General features: G+C 57.7%; 17 protein-coding genes. 3 read left to right on the top strand and 14 right to left on the bottom strand.

Annotated elements, in window-relative coordinates; all coding sequences use genetic code 11:
* Positions 1 to 5: 5 nt before the first annotated feature.
* Genes pcaF through paaA form a run of 10 tightly spaced genes read right to left on the bottom strand, consistent with a single transcriptional unit; the run spans position 6 to position 8,180 of the window.
* Positions 6 to 1,214, bottom strand: coding sequence for a 3-oxoadipyl-CoA thiolase (pcaF, locus tag JT31_RS00495; protein ID WP_038472115.1), 1,209 nt, complete (start codon positions 1,212 to 1,214; stop codon positions 6 to 8).
* Positions 1,211 to 1,636, bottom strand: coding sequence for a hydroxyphenylacetyl-CoA thioesterase PaaI (paaI, locus tag JT31_RS00490; RefSeq protein WP_038472113.1), 426 nt, complete (start codon positions 1,634 to 1,636; stop codon positions 1,211 to 1,213). The genes pcaF and paaI overlap by 4 nt, the downstream gene beginning before the upstream one ends.
* Entirely contained in the window at positions 1,626 to 3,050 is a 1,425-nt protein-coding gene (locus JT31_RS00485) for a 3-hydroxyacyl-CoA dehydrogenase (RefSeq protein ID WP_038472111.1), read from the bottom strand. Before JT31_RS00485 ends, paaI begins: the two co-directional genes overlap by 11 nt.
* A 2-nt stretch (positions 3,051 to 3,052) precedes the next feature.
* Positions 3,053 to 3,841 (bottom strand): 2-(1,2-epoxy-1,2-dihydrophenyl)acetyl-CoA isomerase PaaG, encoded by a 789-nt coding sequence (gene paaG / locus JT31_RS00480; protein WP_038472109.1) that lies wholly within the window; start codon positions 3,839 to 3,841, stop codon positions 3,053 to 3,055.
* Positions 3,841 to 4,608 (bottom strand): 2,3-dehydroadipyl-CoA hydratase PaaF, encoded by a 768-nt coding sequence (gene paaF / locus JT31_RS00475; RefSeq protein ID WP_038472107.1) that lies wholly within the window; start codon positions 4,606 to 4,608, stop codon positions 3,841 to 3,843. Before paaF ends, paaG begins: the two co-directional genes overlap by 1 nt.
* Positions 4,608 to 5,675 (bottom strand): 1,2-phenylacetyl-CoA epoxidase subunit PaaE, encoded by a 1,068-nt coding sequence (gene paaE, locus JT31_RS00470; RefSeq protein WP_038472105.1) that lies wholly within the window; start codon positions 5,673 to 5,675, stop codon positions 4,608 to 4,610. Before paaE ends, paaF begins: the two co-directional genes overlap by 1 nt.
* Positions 5,676 to 5,682: 7 nt before the next feature.
* Positions 5,683 to 6,177 carry a 1,2-phenylacetyl-CoA epoxidase subunit PaaD gene (gene paaD / locus JT31_RS00465; RefSeq protein ID WP_038472103.1) on the bottom strand — a complete coding sequence of 165 codons (495 nt, stop codon included), beginning with the start codon at positions 6,175 to 6,177 and terminating at the stop codon, positions 5,683 to 5,685.
* Between the two features lie 10 nt (positions 6,178 to 6,187).
* Positions 6,188 to 6,943: a 1,2-phenylacetyl-CoA epoxidase subunit PaaC gene (paaC, locus tag JT31_RS00460; protein WP_038472101.1), complete on the bottom strand. Its 756-nt coding sequence runs from the start codon at positions 6,941 to 6,943 to the stop codon at positions 6,188 to 6,190.
* An 8-nt stretch (positions 6,944 to 6,951) separates the two neighbouring features.
* Positions 6,952 to 7,239, bottom strand: a complete 288-nt coding sequence (gene paaB, locus JT31_RS00455) for a 1,2-phenylacetyl-CoA epoxidase subunit PaaB (RefSeq protein WP_008461407.1) — start codon at positions 7,237 to 7,239, stop codon at positions 6,952 to 6,954.
* A gap of 11 nt (positions 7,240 to 7,250) precedes the next feature.
* A complete protein-coding gene (gene paaA / locus JT31_RS00450; RefSeq protein WP_038472097.1) occupies positions 7,251 to 8,180 on the bottom strand; it encodes a 1,2-phenylacetyl-CoA epoxidase subunit PaaA in 930 nt (309 codons plus the stop codon).
* A gap of 284 nt (positions 8,181 to 8,464) precedes the next feature.
* Here paaA and paaZ point away from each other — a divergent pair, with 284 nt between their 5' ends.
* The gene (gene paaZ / locus JT31_RS00445) at positions 8,465 to 10,510 is read left to right on the top strand and encodes a phenylacetic acid degradation bifunctional protein PaaZ (RefSeq protein ID WP_038472094.1); all 2,046 of its coding nucleotides are present in this window, start codon (positions 8,465 to 8,467) and stop codon (positions 10,508 to 10,510) included.
* A gap of 140 nt (positions 10,511 to 10,650) precedes the next feature.
* Here the strand turns inward: paaZ and JT31_RS00440 are convergent, their stop codons facing one another.
* Positions 10,651 to 11,610, bottom strand: a complete 960-nt coding sequence (locus JT31_RS00440) for an IS110 family transposase (RefSeq protein ID WP_038472091.1) — start codon at positions 11,608 to 11,610, stop codon at positions 10,651 to 10,653.
* Between the two features lie 437 nt (positions 11,611 to 12,047).
* On the opposite strand from JT31_RS00440, the gene tynA reads away from it, so the two are divergent.
* Positions 12,048 to 14,309, top strand: a complete 2,262-nt coding sequence (gene tynA, locus JT31_RS00435) for a primary-amine oxidase (RefSeq protein ID WP_038472086.1) — start codon at positions 12,048 to 12,050, stop codon at positions 14,307 to 14,309.
* A gap of 41 nt (positions 14,310 to 14,350) precedes the next feature.
* Here the strand turns inward: tynA and JT31_RS00430 are convergent, their stop codons facing one another.
* The gene (locus JT31_RS00430; protein ID WP_038472084.1) at positions 14,351 to 15,040 is read right to left on the bottom strand and encodes a class I SAM-dependent methyltransferase; all 690 of its coding nucleotides are present in this window, start codon (positions 15,038 to 15,040) and stop codon (positions 14,351 to 14,353) included.
* A 471-nt stretch (positions 15,041 to 15,511) separates the two neighbouring features.
* Between JT31_RS00430 and JT31_RS00425 the strand changes: the two genes are divergently transcribed.
* Complete coding sequence (locus tag JT31_RS00425) at positions 15,512 to 16,363, top strand: hypothetical protein (RefSeq protein WP_038472081.1); 852 nt, start codon at positions 15,512 to 15,514, stop codon at positions 16,361 to 16,363.
* A 26-nt stretch (positions 16,364 to 16,389) separates the two neighbouring features.
* Here the strand turns inward: JT31_RS00425 and JT31_RS00420 are convergent, their stop codons facing one another.
* Complete coding sequence (locus JT31_RS00420) at positions 16,390 to 17,565, bottom strand: HlyD family type I secretion periplasmic adaptor subunit (protein ID WP_038472078.1); 1,176 nt, start codon at positions 17,563 to 17,565, stop codon at positions 16,390 to 16,392.
* Positions 17,562 to 19,739 (bottom strand): type I secretion system permease/ATPase, encoded by a 2,178-nt coding sequence (locus JT31_RS00415; protein ID WP_038472075.1) that lies wholly within the window; start codon positions 19,737 to 19,739, stop codon positions 17,562 to 17,564. The genes JT31_RS00420 and JT31_RS00415 overlap by 4 nt, the downstream gene beginning before the upstream one ends.
* Positions 19,740 to 19,850 lie beyond the last annotated feature (111 nt).

Genomic DNA, 19,850 nt, shown 5'->3' with positions numbered 1-19,850 from the left:
TTTGACTAGCTCACACGCTCAAGGATCAGGGCAATGCCCTGACCCACACCGATACACATGGTGCAAAGGGCATACCGCCCGCCGCGCCGGTGCAGCTCCAGGCTGGCCGTTAACGTCAGTCTGGCTCCGCTCATCCCCAGCGGGTGTCCTAACGCAATCGCGCCGCCGTTAGGATTCACATGCGGGGCATCATCCGGGAGCCCCAGTTGGCGAAGCACGCCGAGCGCCTGCGCGGCGAAGGCTTCGTTTAGTTCAATTAAGTCCATGTCGTGGATGCTTAGCCCGGCAATTTCCAGCACTTTTCGCACCGCCGGAACCGGCCCCAGCCCCATCAAACGCGGCTCTACGCCCGCCGTCGCCATGGCGACAATACGCGTCCTGGGCGTCAGCCCGTGCCGCAGCGCGGCGGCTTCGCTGGCGATAATCAGCGCCGCCGCCCCGTCGTTCACGCCGGAAGCATTGCCCGCCGTCACTACGCCGTTGGCGCGGAACGGCGTTTTTAGCGCCGCCAGCTGCTCAAGCGTGGTTTCTGCGCGCGGATGCTCGTCATCACGCATTTCGGTCACAGCCCCTTTGCGCCCGCTGAGCGTGACCGGCACGATCTCTTCGGCCAGAATGCCCTTTTGCTGCGCGCGGGCGGTACGCTGCTGGCTGCGAAAGGCAAATCGGTCCTGGTCTTCGCGGCTTATTTTTAACAATTCCGCTACATTCTCTGCCGTTTCCGGCATGCTGTCAGTACCAAATTGCGCGGCCATGAGCGGGTTCACAAAACGCCAGCCGATGGTGGTGTCAAACATCTCCGCCTGACGCTGGAACGGCGAGCTGGCTTTGCCCATCACAAACGGCGCACGGGACATGGATTCCACGCCGCCCGCCAGCATCAGCTGCGCATCACCGGCTTTAATGGCGCGAGCGGCAAAGCCCACGGCATCCAGCCCGGAACCGCACAGGCGGTTAATGGTTGTGCCTGGAACTTCAACAGGTATACCCGCCAGCAGCGTTGCCATGCGCGCCACGTCGCGGTTATCTTCCCCGGCCTGGTTCGCGCAGCCGAAGATCACGTCGTCCACGGCGCTCCAGTCCAGATTTGGGTAACGTGCCAGCAGCGCTTTTAACGGCAACGCGGCGAGGTCATCCGCCCGCACGCCAGAAAGCGCCCCGCCGTAGCGGCCAATCGGAGTACGCACGCCATCGCAAATAAAAGCCTGACTCATAATTTTTCTCCTGAAAGCGTCGTACCGATGCGATGGGCGCGGCCGCGGAACAGCGCCAGCGTCTTCTCATCCTGATTAATAATTTCGATGTCGTAGACGCCGGTCTGGCGTCCCTGCTGACGAACATGCGCCACCGCTTTTAGCCGATCGCCCGCCTTGCCGGGGCGCAGAAATTCAATGCTGCAACCGGATGCTACGGCCGCCAGCCCCTGGCTGTTGCAGGCGTAGGCAAAGGCGGTATCGGCCAGGGTAAACAGCTGCCCGCCGTGGCAGGTCTGGTGCCCGTTGAGCATCGCTTCGGTGATGGTCATGGTGAGCAGCGCAAAACCGTCGCCCATCTCAATAACTTCAATCCCCATTTGTTTGGCGCAGTTGTCGCGCGCGTACATCAGGCGAGCGTTATCCCAGGCATTAGTGCTCATGTTGGTTCTCCAGCAGCGCGCGCTGGCGCAGTAAAGACGTCGGGCGGTAACGCTCTTCGCCGTAGTGGCGCTGGAGGTTTTCCAGCAGCGTTAAGACATTTTGCCAGCCCAGCCGCGCTCCCCAGGCCAGTGGCCCCTGCGGATAGTTAACGCCGAGCTGCATGGCGGTATCGATATCCGCTTCTCCGGCCACGCCTTTCTGCAGCGCGTCCAGCGCCTCGTTGGCCAGCATCGCCACCGTGCGCCAGGCCAGCATGCCTGGGTAGTCGTTAATCACCAGCACCTGCTTACCCTGCCGCTGGAAGTAATGGGTCACCTTTGCCAACTGCTGCGGCGTCACTGAAGCCGAAGGCGCCAGCACTTCCAGAGCGGACTCGGCCAGCCTGTCCCGCAGCACCACCGGACGTTTCAGTTCGGCTGACATGGCAGTGGCGGTCATACCGCTGGTAATGGCGACCACAATGCCGTCAAGCTCAAGCGTTTTGCCGGACTGCGTAACCTGTTTTGCGGCAAATTCTTCGGACATCTGGGGCTGGTACTCCGGCTTCGCCTCAAGCGGCCAGCGGTAAACGCCCTGCCCGGTTTTCTTGCCCAGGCGCTTGCCCAGCACCAGCTCCTGCTGGGTTAAGGAAGGCAGGAAGCGGCGCTCCTGCCAGAAAGCGTTAAACACCGAGCAGGTCACGGCGAAGTTGACGTCCTGGCCAATCAGATCGGTTAACGCCAGCGGCCCCATCGGGAAGCCCGCACCGTCGCGTAAAGCCGCATCGATGGCCGCAGCCGGAGCCACCTGCTCCTCCAGCGCACGCCAGGCTTCGGCATAAAACGGCCGCGCCACGCGGTTAACGATAAAGCCGGGCGTGGAATGGCAACGTACCGGCTGTTTTCCCCAGCGCAGCGCCAGTTCACAAAGCCGCTCGGCAATTTCCGGCGAGGTTTCCAGGCCGCTGACCACCTCCACCAGCTTCATCACCGGCGCAGGGTTAAAGAAATGCAGCCCGACCACGCGTGCCGGGTGGCTGATTCCGCTGGCAATAGCGGTGATGGAAATGGAGGAGGTATTGCTGGCAAAGACGGTATCAGCGCCGCACACCGCCGCTAAATCGCGGAAGATCGCCTGCTTGATATCAATTTGTTCGGCCGCCGCCTCAATCGCCAGCTCAGCCTGAGCCAAATCTGCCAGCGTTTCTGCCGGATGCAGCCGGGCAAGCGTTGACTGACGGCTGGCATCATCCAGCTTACCTTTGGCAACGCGGGCGCTTAGCGCGGTGTCAATGCCGTCAATTGCGCGCTTTGCCGCGCCGGGCTGAATGTCATACAGCCAGACGGCATGGCCCGCGCTGGCGGCCACCTGCGCAATACCTGCGCCCATGGTGCCGCTGCCTATCACCGCTATAACAGCATCAGGTGTCAGCATGCTCATTTCCCCTTAAAGGTCGCCGGGCGCTTCGCCAGAAAAGCAGAAACCCCTTCGCGATAGTCTTCGCTGCGGCCGGCCAGGCGCTGATAATCGCGCTCCAGGTCTAGCTGGGCATCCAGAGTGTTGGTTTCCGAGGCATAAAGCGCTTTTTTGATAAGGCCCAGGCCAAAGGTCGGCTGGGTAGCAAAGTGTTGAGCCAGCTGGCGGGCGGTATCGCCTAGCTGTTCGTCATCCACCACCTGCCAGATCATGCCCCACTCGTGCGCCTGTTCCGCGCTCAGCGTGTCGCCAAGTAATGCCAGCCCCATAGCGCGTGCCCGCCCGGTCAGGCGGGGTAAGAACCAGGTGCCGCCGCAGTCGGGCACCAGCCCCAGCTTGCTGAAAGACATAATGAATTTTGCCGAACGCGCGGCGATAACCATGTCACAGCCCAGCGCCAGCGTGGCACCGGCTCCAGCCGCAACGCCGTTGACCGCAGCAATCACCGGCTTCGGCAACTTCGCCAGGCGGCGCAGCAGCGGGTTGTAAAAGGTTTCAACGGAATAGCCCAGATCCGGCGCGTCGCCGCTTGGGTCGACGTTACGGTCGTTGAGATCCTGCCCGGCGCAGAAGCCACGCCCCGCCCCGGTGATCAGCAGGCAGCGGATGGTTTCATCCCTTTCGGCCTGGGTCAGGATTTCCGCCAGCTGGCGATGCATCTCGTCGTTAAAGCTGTTCAGCCGCTCCGGGCGGTTCAGGGTCAGGGTCATCACCCCGTTTTGCACATCGCTAACAATAAAACTCATGATTAACGTCCTTTGAATTCAGCAGGTCGCTTTTCCAGAAAAGCTGCGATGCCTTCCTGACGATCTTCGGTGGCGGCGAGCAGCGTAAACAGCTGACGTTCCTGCAGCAGGCCCTGGCTCAGGCCCGTGTTCTGCGCCTGTTGAAGCGCGTTTTTCGCAGCCTGCAGCGCAAGGGGTGCATGTCGAGCGATGCTTGCGGCAAGTTTCTGCGCGTATTCAAGCGTCAGCGCGGCAGGATGTACTTCGGCAACCAGCCCGGCACGTAAAGCCTGCGGTGCGTCGATAGCTTCACCGCTCAGCACCATGCGGTAAGCCAGCGCCTTGCCTACGCTGCGGATAAGCCGCTGGGTGCCGCCCGCGCCGGGCATAATCCCCAGCATGATTTCCGGCAGGCCGAAGCGTGCGTTATCCCCGGCAACGATAATGTCGCTCAGCAGCGCCAGCTCGCAGCCTGCGCCGAGCGCATAGCCGTTGACGGCGGTCATCAGCGGTTTGGGAAAGCGTTCAATGCGCGCCCAAAGCTGGGGCCGGGGATCGTTCAGCGTGGCGGGCATATCCCGGCTCGCCATCTCTTTTAAGTCCGCTCCGGCGGCAAAAAAGCGCTCATTGCCGGTGATAACGACGGCACCGATGGATTCGTCCTGCTGCGCGGCTTCCAGCGCTTCGGCGATCTGCGTCAGCAGCGCGTTGTTGAGCGCATTGCGAGCCTGCGGGCGGTTCAGCGTCAGGGTCAGCACCCGGCCGCTCTGTTGGCTTAGAAGTTCGCTCATCACAGCCCCTGCGCGTCAAAATCGAGCACCACGTCGTCGCCCTTCGGCAGCGCCTGGCAGCTCAGCACGTAGCCTGCGGCCAGCTGATCCGGCTCGAGGCTGTAGTTGACGCCCATTTCCACTTCGCCGCGCAGTACCTTGCAGCGGCAGGTGGCGCAGACGCCGCCTTTGCAGGCATACGGCAGATCCGCGCCCTGGCGCAGCGCCGCGTCGAGAATGCTTTCGTCCCCGGCGGTCAGGGTAATCTGGCGATCCACGCCGTCCTGGCGCAGAATCACGGTTTTACCCGCAGCCTGAGCACGTGAACGAGCGCCCGGCGTCACGCCAGGCGTGTTGAAGTGCTCGAGGTAAATATCCTGCTGCGCCACGCCCATCTCTTTCAGCGTGGCTTCGGCTGCCTGCATCATGCTTTGCGGGCCACAGATAAAGGTGCGGTCAAAGCCTTTGACGTCCAGCAGATGGTCGCCGAGCTGTTTTAGCTTCGCGCCGTCCAGGCGGCCACTGAGCAATTCGCTGTCCGATTTTTCCTGGCTGAACAGGTAAATCAGCTGCAGACGCTGGGGGTAACGGTCTTTCAGGTCGGCCAGCGCCTGGCGGAACATCATGCTGGCGCTGCTGCGGTTGCCGTAGACCAGCGTCACGCTGCTTTGTGGCTCCGTGGCAAGCGTGGCGCCGATAATCGCCAGCATTGGCGTAATGCCTGAGCCCACCGCCAGCGCCAGATAGTTCCCGCGAGTTTCCGCTTCCGGCTGATAGCCAAACGTCCCCTGCGGCACCATCACTTCCAGCGACATGCCGGCGGTTAAATCACTGACCGCGTACTGCGAGAAACGGCCGCCTTCAATGGCTTTGACCGCGACGCAGATCTCACCCGGATTGTCCGAGCGACAGATGGAATAACAGCGGCGCAGCTCTTCATCGCCCAGGCGGGCTTTCAGCGTGAGATGCTGGCCGGGGCGAAATCGATATTGCCCACGCAGCGCGTCCGGCACCGCAAACGTAATGGCTACCGCCTCTGCGGTTTCTGGTTCGATACGTGCCACTTTCAGGGAATGAAACGTCGTCATGGCATCCTCAAATACATTTAAAGTAATCAAAGGGTTCCCGGCAGGTGTTGCAGCGATAAAGCGCTTTACAGGCCGTGGAGCCGAATTCACTGATGAGCGAAGTGTGTTCGCTCCCGCAGCGCGGGCAGGTCACCTGGGCGGCGACAGTCGCGTGGCAGGCATGCCCCTGCGGTGGGCTGATGCCGTATTCGCGCAGCCTGGTTTTGGCCTCCGACGACATCCAGTCCGTCGTCCAGGCGGGATGCAAAACCAGCTTGATATGCACCGGGCTTAGGGCTGCACCCTCCATCGCTTCCCGGATGGCGGCGAGCAAGAACTCGGTCGCCGGGCAACCTGAATACGTCGGCGTGAAGCCGATATGCCAGCCGTCCGCGCCGTGTTCTACGCTGCGTACCATGCCAAGGTCGGTGATGGTCAGCACCGGGATTTCCGGGTCGCTGATTTCACTCAGCAGACGCCAGACGTCGCGGACGGCGGCGGGCTGAAGCGTGGCGGTTTGCATTCTCTTCTCCTTACCACTGCTGGTTCGGGTAAGCGCGCTGCAGGTACTGCATTTCAGCCAGCAGCGGGCCGAGGTGTTCGGTGTGTAAGCCTTGCTTACCGCCGGTGCGGTATGGCTGTTCTGCCGGGGCCTGCAGCGAGGCATCGCTCAGTCCGGCGGTCACTTCTTGCAGCCATTCAGCTTTGAGGCCACGCGGATCGACCGCGATCCCCTGCTCTGCCAGCGTCGTTTCCAGCTCATCGGCGACGAACATTTCGCCGCTGAAGCGCCACAGTTTGTTCACAGCGCTTTGCGCTTTTGCCTGCGAAAGCTCGGTGCCGTTGCCCAAACGAACCAGCCAGCCGCGGCTGAAACGCAGGTGATAGCGCACTTCTTTAATCGCTTTAGCTGCGATGGCCGCCAGCTGCGGATCTTTGCTTTCTACCAGGCGGCTGAACAGCGAGACGTGCCACGCATCCAGCAGATACTGTCGCACCAGCGTTTCGGCAAAATCACCGTTGGGCTGTTCCGCCAGCAGCAGGTTGCGGTATTCACGTTCATCACGCCCAAAGGCCAGCCTGTCTTCATCGAGGTGCTCACCTTCCCGCCCGGCGGCATAGGTCAGGAAGTTGCGTGCCTGGCCGAGCAGGTCGAGGCCAATGTTGGCCAGCGCGAGGTCAATTTCCAGCTCCGGCGCATGACCGCACCAGGCGCTCAGGCGCTGGGCGAGGACAAGGCAGGTGTCGCCGAGGCGCAGGCTGTAGGTCGCTACAGGATCGAGTGTCATTGGCGGCCTCACATGTGCTCGATGCCGTCAGGCAGCGTGTAAAACGTCGGGTGGCGGTAGACTTTGCTGTCTGCCGGGTCGAAAAATTCCGGGCGTTCTTCCGGCTGCGAGGCCACGATTTCGCTCGCTTTCACCACCCAGATGGAGCAGCCTTCGCTGCGACGGGTGTACGCGTCGCGGGCGTTTTCCAGCGCCATCTGGTCGTCGGCCGCGTGCAGGCTGCCGACATGGCGGTGGGACAGCCCCTTTTTATTACGGATAAACACTTCGTACAGCGGCCAGTAAATTTTGCTCATCTCTTACTCCTTCAGGCGGCGGTGCGGGCCTGTTGTTTTTCGGCATACGCAAGGGCGGCTTCGCGCACCCATGCCCCCTCTTCCCAGGCTTTACGCTTGGCGGCAAGGCGCTCTTCGTTGCATAAGCCGCGCCCGGCCACTACTTCGTTAAATTCCTGCCAGTCAATGTCGCCAAAGCGGTAGTGGCCGGTAGCCTCATCCAGATGCAGATCGGGATCCGGCACGGTCATGCCCAGCAGCTCTACCTGCGGCACCGTGTTGTCGACAAAGCGCTGGCGCAGCTCGTCGTTACCGAAGCGTTTGATTTTCCAGGCGAGGCTTTGGGCGCTGTTCGGCGAGTTGTCGTCGTTGGGCCCGAACATCATCAGCGCCGGCCACCAGAAGCGGTTAATGGCGTCCTGCAGCATCTGGCGCTGTTCCGGGCTGCCCTTCGCCAGCACGGTGCAGGCTTCAAACCCTTGACGCTGGTGGAAGCTTTCTTCTTTACAGATTTTCACCATCGCACGGGCGTAAGGGCCGTAAGAAGTCCGGCAGAGCGCGACCTGGTTGACGATAGCGGCTCCGTCAACCAGCCAGCCAATAACCCCAATGTCGGCCCAGTTGAGCGTCGGGTAGTTAAAGATGGAGGAGTACTTCATCTTGCCGTCGAGCATCTTCTGGTAGATATCTTCCCGGGCGCAGCCCAGGGTTTCGGCGGCGCTGTAGAGATACAGGCCGTGCCCGGCTTCATCCTGCACTTTAGCCAGCAGAATGGCCTTGCGGCGCAGGCTGGGCGCACGCGTTATCCAGTTGCCTTCCGGCAGCATGCCGACAATTTCCGAGTGCGCATGCTGGCCTATCTGGCGGATCAGCGTTTTGCGGTAAGCCTCCGGCATCCAGTCCTGCGGCTCTATGGCGGTTTCCTGCTGGATGCGCTCGTCAAAGCGTTCTTGTTCTGTCACGGCATCACCTTATGATTCAATTTAAACCTACACATTGCGATATAACGAATCACATCATGATTAAAAGTTACAGATAAGTTAACGAAGATCGCAAAGATTACACCGCATGTTTGTGAGGCTTATCACGTAAAATTTCGCTAAAACCCTATTTATCATTGATATAAATCAATAACAAAAATCACACCCCATCACGTTGTTAATAATTTATTAAATTACAGCTTGATTTTTATGATTCACAAAACAAACACTGTAAGCATTAAATGCAGCATGTAATGGAGAGTGAGATGCAAAAGTTAACCAGCTATCTGTCCGGGACGTGGTTTAGCGGCCAGGGTAAAGAAAGAACTATTTTTCATGCCGTTAGCGGCGAGCCGCTGTGGCAGGTGACCAGCGAAGGCGCGGATATGGCGGCGGCAAAACGCTTCGCCGTTGAACAAGGGGGCAAGGCACTGCAGGCGATGACGTTTATCCAGCGCGCCGCAATGTTAAAAGCCGTGGCGAAGCATTTGCTGGCGCAGAAAGAGACGTTCTACGAGGTTTCGTACCAAACCGGGGCGACCCGCGCCGATAGCTGGGTAGACATTGAAGGCGGGATCGGTACGCTGTTTGCCTACGCCGGAATGGGCAACCGCGAGCTGCCGGATGACACGCTGTGGCCGGAAGACGAGTTGATTCCGCTCTCCAGACAGGGCGGATTCGCCGCCCGCCACGTGCTCACCTCGAAGTCCGGCGTGGCGCTGCACATCAACGCGTTTAACTTCCCTTGCTGGGGGATGCTCGAGAAGCTGGCCCCGACCTGGCTGGCCGGTATGCCCGCGATCGTTAAACCCGGCACGGCCAGCGCGCAGTTAACCCAGGCGATGGTCAAAGCGATAGTTGAATCCGGCCTGGTGCCGGATGGGGCGATCGGCCTGATTTGCGGCGGCGTGGGTGACCTGTTCGAGCATTTAGATGAGCAGGATGTGGTGACGTTTACCGGCTCGGCCAGCACCGGACAAAAGTTACGTTGTCACTCAAATATCGTTGCCCGTTCTATTCCATTTACCATGGAAGCGGATTCGCTGAACTGCTGCGTGCTGGCAGAAGATGTGACGCCTGAGCAGCCTGAATTTGCGCTATTTGTGCGCGAAGTCGTGCGTGAAATGACCGCCAAGGCCGGGCAAAAATGTACCGCGATTCGGCGGATTATCGTGCCGCAAAACCGACTAGGTTCGGTGATTGAAGCGCTGAAGGCAAAACTTGAAAAAATACAGCCAGGCGACCCGGCGGTGGAAGGCGTGCGCATGGGGGCGCTGGTCAGCCTTGAACAGCGGGATGACGTGCAGCGTAAAGTTGACCAATTGATTGCCGCCGGATGCGAAGCCGTGCTTGGCGGTAAAGCAGATCTCGCTCAGCCGGGCGCGTTCTTCCCGCCTACTCTTTTGCTTTGCCAGCAGCCGGATGAAACGCCTGCGGTGCACGAGCTTGAGGCCTTCGGCCCGGTTGCCACCGTGATGCCGTACCGGGATGCTGAACACGCTATGGCGCTGGCTCGCGCCGGCCAGGGCAGCCTTGCCGGGACGCTGGTCACCGCCGATGAGCAAACTGCACGTGAATTTATTCTCGGTGCGGCTCGCGCTCATGGACGTATTCAGGTGCTGAACGAGGAGTCCTCGGTGGAGTCCACCGGGCACGGATCGCCGCTCCCAATGCTGGTTCACGGCGGCCCAGGCCGTGCGGGCGGCGGCGAAGAGCTGGGCGGCCTGCGTGCGGTGAAACACTATATGCAGCGCACCGCCATTCAGGGCAGCCCGACGATGCTTGCCGCCGTTAGCGGACAATGGAACTACGGCGCTAAAGTTCACGAAGATGCCGTGCATCCGTTCCGCAAACATTTTGAGGAGCTGCGTATCGGGGAAAGCATTCTCACCGCCCGCCGTACCGTGACCGAAGCCGACATCGCTAACTTTGCCAACCTGAGCGGCGACCGTTTCTATGCCCATACCGATAAAATTGGCGCAGCAGAATCTTTCTTTGGCGAACGCGTGGCGCACGGCTACTTTGTGGTGTCCGCCGCCGCCGGACTGTTTGTTGACCCCGGTGTCGGGCCGGTGATTGCCAACTATGGCATGGAAAACCTGCGCTTTATCGAACCGGTAAAAATCGACGATACGATTCAGGTGCGCCTGACCTGCAAACGTAAAACCGCCAAACCGCAGAAAACGGCGGAAGATAAGCCGGTTGGCGTGGTGGAATGGGCGGTGGATATCACCAACCAGCATCAGCAGACCGTTGCCCGCTACTCGATCCTCACCCTCGTTGCCCGCCTGAACGGTGATTTTACCGCTTGAGTCTTAAATGCCAGACAGGCAAGTCATCGCCTCTGGTTTACCCTCACCCTAACCCTCTCCCTAAAAGGGAGAGGGAACAAACAAATCCCCCCATAGGTTGTTTTCCCCCTCTCCCTCTGGGAGAGATACCGTCTTGTCGGTTATCCGGCAAGCGGTATTTCAGCGTTAAATTCACGCCCTGATTTCACCACCCCATAAGCCAGCTGTAGCAGCTTTCTCATTCCTGCACACACGCGTTCTTTGCCTGTCTTCCCCCTGCTCGCCATCCGGGTCATCAGGTCTTTCACCACTTCATTACATCTTCCCGCCACTACCGTAGGCATATACAGCACGCTACGCAGCTCACGGCTCCCCACTTTTGACAACCTGCTCTTTCCCTTCCACATCCCGGACTCACAACGTCGTGGGTTCAGCCCTGCATAAGCCACCAGAGCCTTACTGCTCCTGAACCGCCTCAGGTTTCCCGCGAAGGCCAGAAGACTCGTACTCAGCACATCTCCCACTCCCGGGATACTCTCCAGCAGCGCTTTGTCTTTTCTCAGGTCCGGGTCATCATCAATGTGCTGTCTGATTTTCTTTTTGGTTTCTTTTATCAGTTCATCCAGCGTGGCGATGTGCTCTTTTAACGAGCCAGTGATGACCTTATCTGCGGCCTCCAGCCTGTTCTCTTCCATCTGACGCATCTCTTCAAGATTTTTAAGATGCCGCACCAGCGCGGTCAGCTGTCGCTGGCTGAGAGGAGCCGGATGCCATTGGGCTGGCTGATACAGGGCACAATACCGTGCTATCAGGGCGGCATCGCTTTTATCCGTTTTGTTTCGGGTCAGTTCGGTGTTACTGAAGGCATGAATGCGGGCAGGGTTTTCCAGGCTGACGCGATAGCCGCCATCGGACAATGCCGTGGCGAGTTCCGTGCTGTAGCTGCCCGTCGCTTCCATACAGACATGACAGTCCCCAAAGCGGGTCAGCCAGTGAATAAACTCACGACATCCCGCAGGCGTGTTAGCAAACTTTTTAGTTTTGTATTTCTGACCAGGCAGCAGGACAGCGACATCAAATTTTAGCTTAGCAATATCAACGCCGACAGAAGTGAGGGTCATCTGATTCTCCGTAACCTTATGAATAATATCGCCAGACCATCCTTATATGTGGGTGCTCAGAGGCACAGGATACCGTTCGGTCTTGAGGCGACAGGGAATAAGGTTGCCGGGGCATAATCTCTCCCACGGGCTCGGAAGCACCAGGGCCAGGGGATGCTCACCGGCAACCTCCCGATGATCAGTCGGGGATCTTCCCCGCACTGGCGGGGAAGTTCAAGACATAAGGGCCGGGGTGAGGGCTGAATTTAACCCGACGCTCATTTACCCAGAGGAATAAATCTCCCAATCCCACATTCTGGCAACCACAGCAAAACGCTTGGCAGGGAATACAAGGGAAGCCCCGGCGGAAGTTGTTATGTTGAATCCGACAGACTTTATCCAGCACGCACATAACAACACAACGCACTTTTAAGGTGAGAAAGCGATGACAATGAAAACTGGAAAAAAAAACGCTGGCGCTGGCTATTGCGCTCCTGACCTCGGCGGGGATTAACGCCCCTGCTTTTGCCCACGGCGGCGAGGCACATATGGTGCCAATGCAAAAAACGCTCGCGGATTTTGGCGCCGACGTCCAGTGGGACGATTACGCGCAGATGTTTACCATCGTCAAAGACGGTGCCTACGTGAAGGTGAAGCCCAACGCCACCTCCGCCATCGTGAATGGCAAAACGCTCAAGCTTGAAGTCCCGGTTACCTTTAAAGACAAAACGGCGTTTATCTCCGAAGGGTTTATCAATGAAGTGTTCCAGTCCGGGCTGGATCAAACCTTTGCGGTCGAGAAAAAACCGCACCCGCTGAACTCCCTGAGCGCCGACGAAATTAATCAAACGGTGGAGATAATCAAAGCCGCGGCGGGCTACAAGCCGAATATTCGCTTTACCGAGATTTCCCTGCGCGAGCCGCCGAAGGAGCAAGTCTGGAAGTTTGTGATGGACGGCACCAGCGTCAGCCAGCCGCGTGAGGCGGACGTCATCATGCTTGACGGCCGGCATATTATTGAAGCCACGGTAGATTTGGCCGCCGGAAAGGTGAAAAGCTGGAAACCGATTGAAGGCGCTCAGGGCATGGTGCTGCTGGACGATTTTGCCAGCGTACAGTCGATAATCAACAACAGCAAAGAGTTCGCCGAAGCGGTGAAGAAACGCGGCATCAGCGATCCGTCAAAAGTGGTCACTACCCCGCTTACCGTCGGCTATTTCGACGGCAAAGACGGCCTGAAGCAGGATCAGCGCCTGCTAAAAGTGGTGAGCTATCTTGACGTCGGCGACGGCAACTATTGGGCGCACCCGATTGAAAACCTGGTGGCGGTGGTCGATCTCGAGCAGAAAAAAATCATCAAGATTGAGGAAGGTCCGGTCATTCCAGTGCCGATGACCCCGCGCCCTTATGATGGCCGTGACCGGCAGGCTGCCAACCTGAAACCGCTGAATATCATTGAGCCAGAAGGGAAAAATTACACCATTACCGGCGACACGATCCGTTGGCAAAACTGGGATTTGCACCTGCGGCTGGACTCACGCGTGGGCCCAATCATCTCCACCGTGACCTGGAACGACAACGGCACCAAACGAAAGATCATGTATGAGGGGTCGCTCGGCGGGATGATCGTGCCGTATGGCGACCCGGATATCGGCTGGTATTTTAAGGCCTATCTGGATGCCGGTGATTACGGCATGGGCACGCTGACTTCCCCTATCGTGCGCGGTAAAGACGCGCCGGGCAACGCCGTCCTGCTGGACGAAACTCTGGCCGATTACACCGGCAAGCCAACCACTATTCCGCGCGCCATTGCGGTTTTCGAACGCTACGCCGGGCCGGAGTATAAGCACCAGGAGATGGGCCAGCCGAACGTCAGCAGCGAACGCCGCGAGCTGGTGATCCGCTGGATAAGCACCGTCGGCAACTACGACTATATTTTTGACTGGGTCTTCCACCAGAACGGCACCATCGGTATTGACGCAGGCGCGACCGGCATCGAAGCGGTAAAAGGCGTGAAGGCCAAAACCATGCACGACGCCACCGCGAAAGAAGATACCCGCTACGGCACGCTTATCGACCACAATATTGTTGGCACAACCCATCAGCATATTTATAACTTCCGCCTGGATCTGGACGTCGACGGCGAAAACAACAGCCTGACCGCTATCGACCCGGTAGTGAAGCCGAACACCAGCGGCGGGCCGCGCACAAGTACGATGCAAACCAATGAATATGCGATTAAAAACGAGCAGGACGCGGCGCAGAAATTTGATCCGGGCACCGTCCGTTTACTCAGCAATCCGAACAAAGAAAACCGCATGGGCAACCCGGTTTCCTACCAGCTGATCCCTTACGCAGGAGGGACTCACCCCGTCGCAACCGGCGCTAAGTTTGCCCCGGACGAGTGGATTTACCACCGCCTGAGCTTTATGGATAAGCAGCTGTGGGTGACTCGCTATAACCCGGATGAACGCTATTCCGAAGGGAAATACCCGAACCGCTCCGCGCACGACACCGGTCTGGGAGCATACAGCAAAGATAATCAGTCGCTGGAAAACACGGACAACGTCGTCTGGTTAACCACCGGCACCACGCATATTGCCCGCGCAGAAGAGTGGCCCATTATGCCGACCGAGTGGGTACATGCCCTGCTGAAGCCGTGGAACTTCTTTAACGAAACGCCAACGCTGGTAAAGTCAGAGGACATTACCAGTAAATAATCGGTTTGCGGCGCGCTATTTCAGCGCGCCGCCTTTTTAATTCAGGGCTTAATAGCCTGCCAGCCGTGAATGAGCAGCGACTGGAAGAACGGCTGTGTGCTGGTAAATCCCGCGTCAAGAAGTAACGCTTCGGTTTGACGAGGCGGTAGCAAAAGCAAACGCTGGCTAAGCTCAGCTTTCACCTCAGAAATGTCGCGCTCGCGTTGGGTATAAGCCTGCTGCAGCGCAACCCAATTTTTTAATTGCCCGTCAAAATCGGGATCCGCCATGTCTCCCGCTATTTCAGCGGCAATCAGCAGCCCTGTCGGTTTTAGCCTGTCGGCAATGTGCTGGTAAATACCACCGCGCTGCGGGTGCTGAATAAAGTGCGCCACCAGCAAACACAAAGCGGCGTCGTATTTTTCCCGTTCTGCAACGTCGATAACGTGGCCTTCAATCAGCGTGCAGCGGTCGCTCAGCCCTTCTCGCTCAAGCTTTTCTGCACAAACGGCAAGCATATCGGGAGAAGGATCCACGCCGCTAAACCGCCACCCAGGATGCTGATGTGCCAGCCTGACGATTTCCGTCCCGGTGCCGACGCCGACGCAGAGCACCTGCGCATTCTCCGCAAGGCCCCTTAACAACAGCGCTATCAACGAATGCAGATTGTTTGCAATGTCTTTCAGGCGTTCGCTACTGGCGTCGTACTGGCGGGAAAACGCCGCGTTGAAAATGTCATTTGTATCGTGCATCACATCGCCTCTGATGGATTTTCGGTGGAAAACTGGGCAATAAACACCCAATAAACTCATGTAACTTACGATAACACATGAAATGAAACTTTAAAAATTGTTTCCTTTTCGTACGCTTCACATCTTGTTGAGTCGAATTATATTTATAAGTAATCTTAAATTATTTTCCTGATGACATTTTTGTTCGAAACGATATACAGGAAATAAATCTTCCAATAAAGGAAGTCTTACTTCCCGTAAATGAAACAAAACATGACATCAGGTAACAACAAGCATCTTTCGTTACGAAAAAAGTAAAGATCGATAAAGTTCCGAGGATCCCATTTCATTATATGTGAACAATGATATAATTGGCAGCGGACTTACTCTGCATTCAAATAAATAAAATAACGTGTCACCTGCCTTTTATCACTGGCCTCAGACACTCATTTTACGGGAAATAACCCCGTAGCTGAATACCGAGAAAATAATATGACGCAACACCAACTCCAGGACACCATCGCCCGCTACAGTCAGCAATTAAAAAAGCATCCCTGCTTTCGCGAGGCCATTCGACATCATTATGACTCCCTGCTGGTAACCTATAAAAAACAGCCGCTCTTTTATAAAACAATTCTGCAAAGCTCCCGCTTTCATGTGGTGCTGGCGCTGCTGTGTTTTCACTACGGCGATCGCAAGGCCGTGCTGGCGGATATCAAAGAGTTCTGCGTAAAAATGGAGCTAACCAGCCTCAACACGGTGAATTCTCTGGTCACACTGCTGCGCATTACCGGCAGAATGTCGCTGGAAAAAAGTGAGGATGACCGCCGGGTGCTGCTGTATAACCCCAGCGTGAAAGGCCTCAATGAAACCCGCAGCTATATGCAGATTTCTATTCCTTCACTGAAAATGCTGCTGCCGGAGAACGTGCTTTCTATTCACGCTCTTGACGATAACAACACCTTTGAAAATTTTTTTCGCCGCAGCGCCAACCTGTTATTTGATGAGGTCATATTGAGTAGACTGGTGCCTAATAGCGCGATGTTTGTCGATAAAGACGCCGGACATATTATTATCCTCAGAATATACCTGATGGCTGCACAGAGTGAAGATGGCAAATGGTGGCTACGTCCCAATTACAACAAAACGGCGAAAGATCTGTCAGTGTCGAGAATGCACCTGAGACGCATCGTTAATTGCGGTATCATGGCGGGATTATTTAGCGAAGATAGCGCAGGCGTATTAGAAATACACAACGGCTTTATGGAAATGGCTGAGTCCTACTTTGGCTTTTATTTCTCGTTTATTCTGTACGGGCTTAATATCGACCCAACCAACGTATAAAAATGCCGGCTTTCGCCGGCTTTTTTTTATCTTTCTCGCAGCGCTTCGCTGGCTTTATTCAACGGTTTCAACAGGTAATCGAGTACCGATTTACTGCCGGTTTTAATGTCCACGGTAGCAATCATGCCGGGGAAGATGGGGAACGATTTTCCCTCCCGGTTTTCCAGCTGGCTGGCATCGGTACGGATGTAGACCCGGTAGTAGTAAACGTCACGCTTCACCTCATCCTGCAGCGTATCCGGCGAAATGGTGGTCACCACCCCTTTCAGCCCGCCATAGATGGAATAGTCGTAGGCGGTAATTTTCACCAACGCCTTTTGCCCTGGGTGAATAAAGGCGACGTCGCGCGGCGAGATTTTTGCTTCGATCAGCATCTGGTCATCCAGCGGTACCAGCGTCATCAGCTTGCCGTTAGGAGGAATCACCCCGCCCACGGTGGTGACCTCAATGCCTTTCACAATCGCCCGCACCGGTGAGGTAAACTTCAGGCGCGTCAGCGAGTCTGTCCGCCCCCGCATCACCGAGCGCTGAGTTTCAATTTCCTCGTTGGTTTTTGCCAGTTCTTCACGAGCGCGCACGTAGTACTGGTTTTGCATTTCGGTGATTTTGTTTTCCAGCTCATTTTTTTGCCGCTGCAGGCGCAGAACTTCCACGCTGCTGGCGGCACCCTGCTTGACCAGCGGCTGGGTCATCGCCAGTTCGCGCTGCACCAGCGAGACGGCCTCACGCAGCCCGGCGACGCCTTTTTCAAGGCTGCTACGGCGTGATTCGTAGAGCGCCGTCTCCTGGCGCACCAGGTCGCTATCACCGGCCAGCATGTCGGGGAAGACCAGCGCCGTAGCGCCGACTTCGGCCTTCAGGCGTGCGGCGGTGGCCATCGCCGCGTGGAGGCGTGATTCACTTTCCTGCACGCCGGACTCGGTTTTCGTGCGGTCAAGCTGCGCCAGCACCTGGCCCCGCTCAACGATGTCCCCCTCATGAACGTCCAGCTTGTAGAGGATCCCGCCCTCGAGGGACTGAATAACCTGCTCCCGTGACGACGGCACAACTTTCCCCGAGCCGGTCGTAACCTCATCCAGGCTAAAGAAATTAGCCCAAAGCACAAAAACCAGCAGCATCAGCCCCAGCGCCCAGGCTACCAGGCTCGATCGCGGCAGCGCAGGCTCTTTCAGGCGGCTGTTATAGCGTGTGATGTCGTTCATCCCTGCACCTCCGGCCCGATGTCAGGCTTAAGCGTCGCCGTCCTACGCGGGGCGGCTTTATTCTCCATCCCGTGCAGCTGTAAAATTTTGTCTCGTGGGCCGTCCATGACAATGCGGCCGTTATCCAGCACGATGATTCGGTCTACCAGCTGCAGGATGGGCATCCGGTGCGTGGCGACCACCAGCGTGCGGTTGCCCAGCCACGGAGCCAGGTTAGCGATGAGCTGCTGTTCGCTGATTTCATCCAGCCAGGCCGTCGGCTCATCCAGCAGCAGGATCTGCGGTTGCAGGATGAGGGTTCGCGCCAGCAGCAGCGCCTGCCGCTGGCCGCCGGACAGGCCTGCGCCCCCTTCGGTAATCAAATAGTTGAGGCCATTTTTCTGCTTCTGAACAAAGCCCAGCGCGCCGCTAAGCGCCAGGGCGCGGTGGATCTCTTCGTCACTTGCCAGCGGACGGCCCATGGTCAGGTTGTCGCGGATCGAGCCGAAGAATAACCGAGCCTGCTGGCTGAGCAGGGTCATATCACGACGCAGATCGGCGGTGTCGAGCTGGCCGAGGCTGATATCATCCAGCAGGATCTGCCCGTGCTGCGGCGTTTGCATCCCCGCCAGCAGCTGTAAGAGCGTGCTTTTGCCGGAGCCGTTCCGTCCCAGCACCGCGATTTTCTCCCCGGCGGTGATGGTCAGCCGCGCAATGTCCAGGTCGTTAACCTTTTCTTCTTCGTCGTAGTAAAACGCCGCATAGTTAAACTGGTAGTTCCCCTGCAAATGCGCTTTATGCACTTTTTTGCCCTGCTCCGGATCGTCCAGCGGGCGCTGCATCAGGTCGTCCAGCCCTTTACGCGCCACCTTCGCCTGCTGCCAGCGCGATAGCACGCCGGATATCTGCGCCAGCGGAGCAATAGTGCGGGAAGCCAGAATGGAGGTACCAACCAGCGCCCCGGTGGTCATATCGCCGTTAATCACCAGGTAACACCCTACCAGCAGCACCACGGCGTAGACGATAGACTGAACTTCCTGGGTCCAGGTCATCAGCAGGCTGGTCAGCCAGCGCTGCTTCATGCCAACCCCGGCCGCCACGTCGTTGGTGTTATTCCACTGGTTCTGGAACCGCTGCTCGGCGCGCAGCAGTTTGATGTCTTCGATGGACTGAACGGCCTCCACCAGCGTGGCGTTGCGGATGGCCGACTCACGCATGCCCTCGTTCGAGAGGTGCGCCAACGGACGCTGCACCAGCAGGCCGGGGATCAGCAGCAGAGGGATCGCCAGCAGCACCACAAACACCAGCGGGCCGCCAATCAGCCAGAGAATAAAGACAAACAGCAGGAAGAACGGAATGTCCGACACCGTGCCGATGGTGGTGGAGGTGATAAGCTCGCGAACCGACTCCAGCTCGCGAATCTGCGAGATAAACGAGCCGGTTGATTTAGGCCGTGCGCTGTTTTTAATGCGCAATGCCCTGGCGAAAACCCGGTCGGAAATGCGCAAATCGGCCCGCTTGCCGACGACGTCGGCTATGTGGACGCGCAGCATACGCATGGTAAATTCAAAGAGAATCGCCAGCATCACGCCGCCAAACAGTACCCACAGCGTGGGGACAGATTGTGAAGGCACCACCCGGTCATACACCTGCATGGAGAAGATCATCCCCGCCAGCGCCAGCACGTTAGCCGCCATCGCCACCAGCATGATGTCGCCGTAGCGTTTCCAGTCTTTCAGCGCCAGCGTCCAGAACCAGTTTTTTTGGTACGGCTTGACGTAGTCGTCCACTCGCGCGTCGGGGATAGAGTTCAGCGGGCGCAGCAAAAACAGGCCTTTCAGCCTCTGCGACAGCGCTTCACGGCTGACCACGGTTTCCAGGCCGCCGTCGCCGCTAAGCTGTATGCTGAGCTGCCCGTGCTTATCCATGTGGGTCAGCACCGCCATCTGGCCGTCATTAAGCTCCGCGACCAGCGGCAAACGCCACGGATCGATAAGCGTGACATCCGCCGGGACGCTGCGCAGGGCTAATCCAAGCTGACGAGCCATATCTTCCAGCACCAGATGATGGGGACTTTGGCTTTCCTGGTTAACCACCACGCGCACGTGCTCTTCCGAGAAGTCCAGCCGATAGTGGCGCGCTACGGCCAGCATGGCCTGCAGCCAGGGTTCATAGCGGGTATGCGTTGAAGTCATCGTGTCTCACGTCCTGCGAAAGTGGCAAAAAGTGCCGGTGTTGCCCTTTCTGCGGCTTGTTTCATAAACATGTTTTATACCGGGTAATAAAGATAAGCGGCCAGAATGCCG

Source organism: Cedecea neteri (assembly GCF_000757825.1).
GTDB classification, from domain to species: Bacteria; Pseudomonadota; Gammaproteobacteria; order Enterobacterales; family Enterobacteriaceae; genus Cedecea; species Cedecea selenatireducens.
This window is presented reverse-complemented; position numbering and strand designations above follow the sequence as displayed.

Excerpts from the sequence above, each read along its gene's own strand:
- pcaF (WP_038472115.1), bottom strand. The coding sequence starts at position 1,214 with ATGAGTCAGGCTTTTATTTGCGATGGCGTGCGTACTCCGATTGGCCGC.
- paaI (WP_038472113.1), bottom strand. The coding sequence starts at position 1,636 with ATGAGCACTAATGCCTGGGATAACGCTCGCCTGATGTACGCGCGCGAC.
- JT31_RS00485 (WP_038472111.1), bottom strand. The coding sequence starts at position 3,050 with ATGCTGACACCTGATGCTGTTATAGCGGTGATAGGCAGCGGCACCATG.
- paaF (WP_038472107.1), bottom strand. The coding sequence starts at position 4,608 with ATGAGCGAACTTCTAAGCCAACAGAGCGGCCGGGTGCTGACCCTGACG.
- paaE (WP_038472105.1), bottom strand. The coding sequence starts at position 5,675 with ATGACGACGTTTCATTCCCTGAAAGTGGCACGTATCGAACCAGAAACC.
- paaD (WP_038472103.1), bottom strand. The coding sequence starts at position 6,177 with ATGCAAACCGCCACGCTTCAGCCCGCCGCCGTCCGCGACGTCTGGCGT.
- paaC (WP_038472101.1), bottom strand. The coding sequence starts at position 6,943 with ATGACACTCGATCCTGTAGCGACCTACAGCCTGCGCCTCGGCGACACC.
- paaB (WP_008461407.1), bottom strand. The coding sequence starts at position 7,239 with ATGAGCAAAATTTACTGGCCGCTGTACGAAGTGTTTATCCGTAATAAA.
- paaZ (WP_038472094.1), top strand. The coding sequence starts at position 8,465 with ATGCAAAAGTTAACCAGCTATCTGTCCGGGACGTGGTTTAGCGGCCAG.
- JT31_RS00440 (WP_038472091.1), bottom strand. The coding sequence starts at position 11,610 with ATGACCCTCACTTCTGTCGGCGTTGATATTGCTAAGCTAAAATTTGAT.
- JT31_RS00430 (WP_038472084.1), bottom strand. The coding sequence starts at position 15,040 with ATGCACGATACAAATGACATTTTCAACGCGGCGTTTTCCCGCCAGTAC.
- JT31_RS00425 (WP_038472081.1), top strand. The coding sequence starts at position 15,512 with ATGACGCAACACCAACTCCAGGACACCATCGCCCGCTACAGTCAGCAA.
- JT31_RS00420 (WP_038472078.1), bottom strand. The coding sequence starts at position 17,565 with ATGAACGACATCACACGCTATAACAGCCGCCTGAAAGAGCCTGCGCTG.
- JT31_RS00415 (WP_038472075.1), bottom strand. The coding sequence starts at position 19,739 with ATGACTTCAACGCATACCCGCTATGAACCCTGGCTGCAGGCCATGCTG.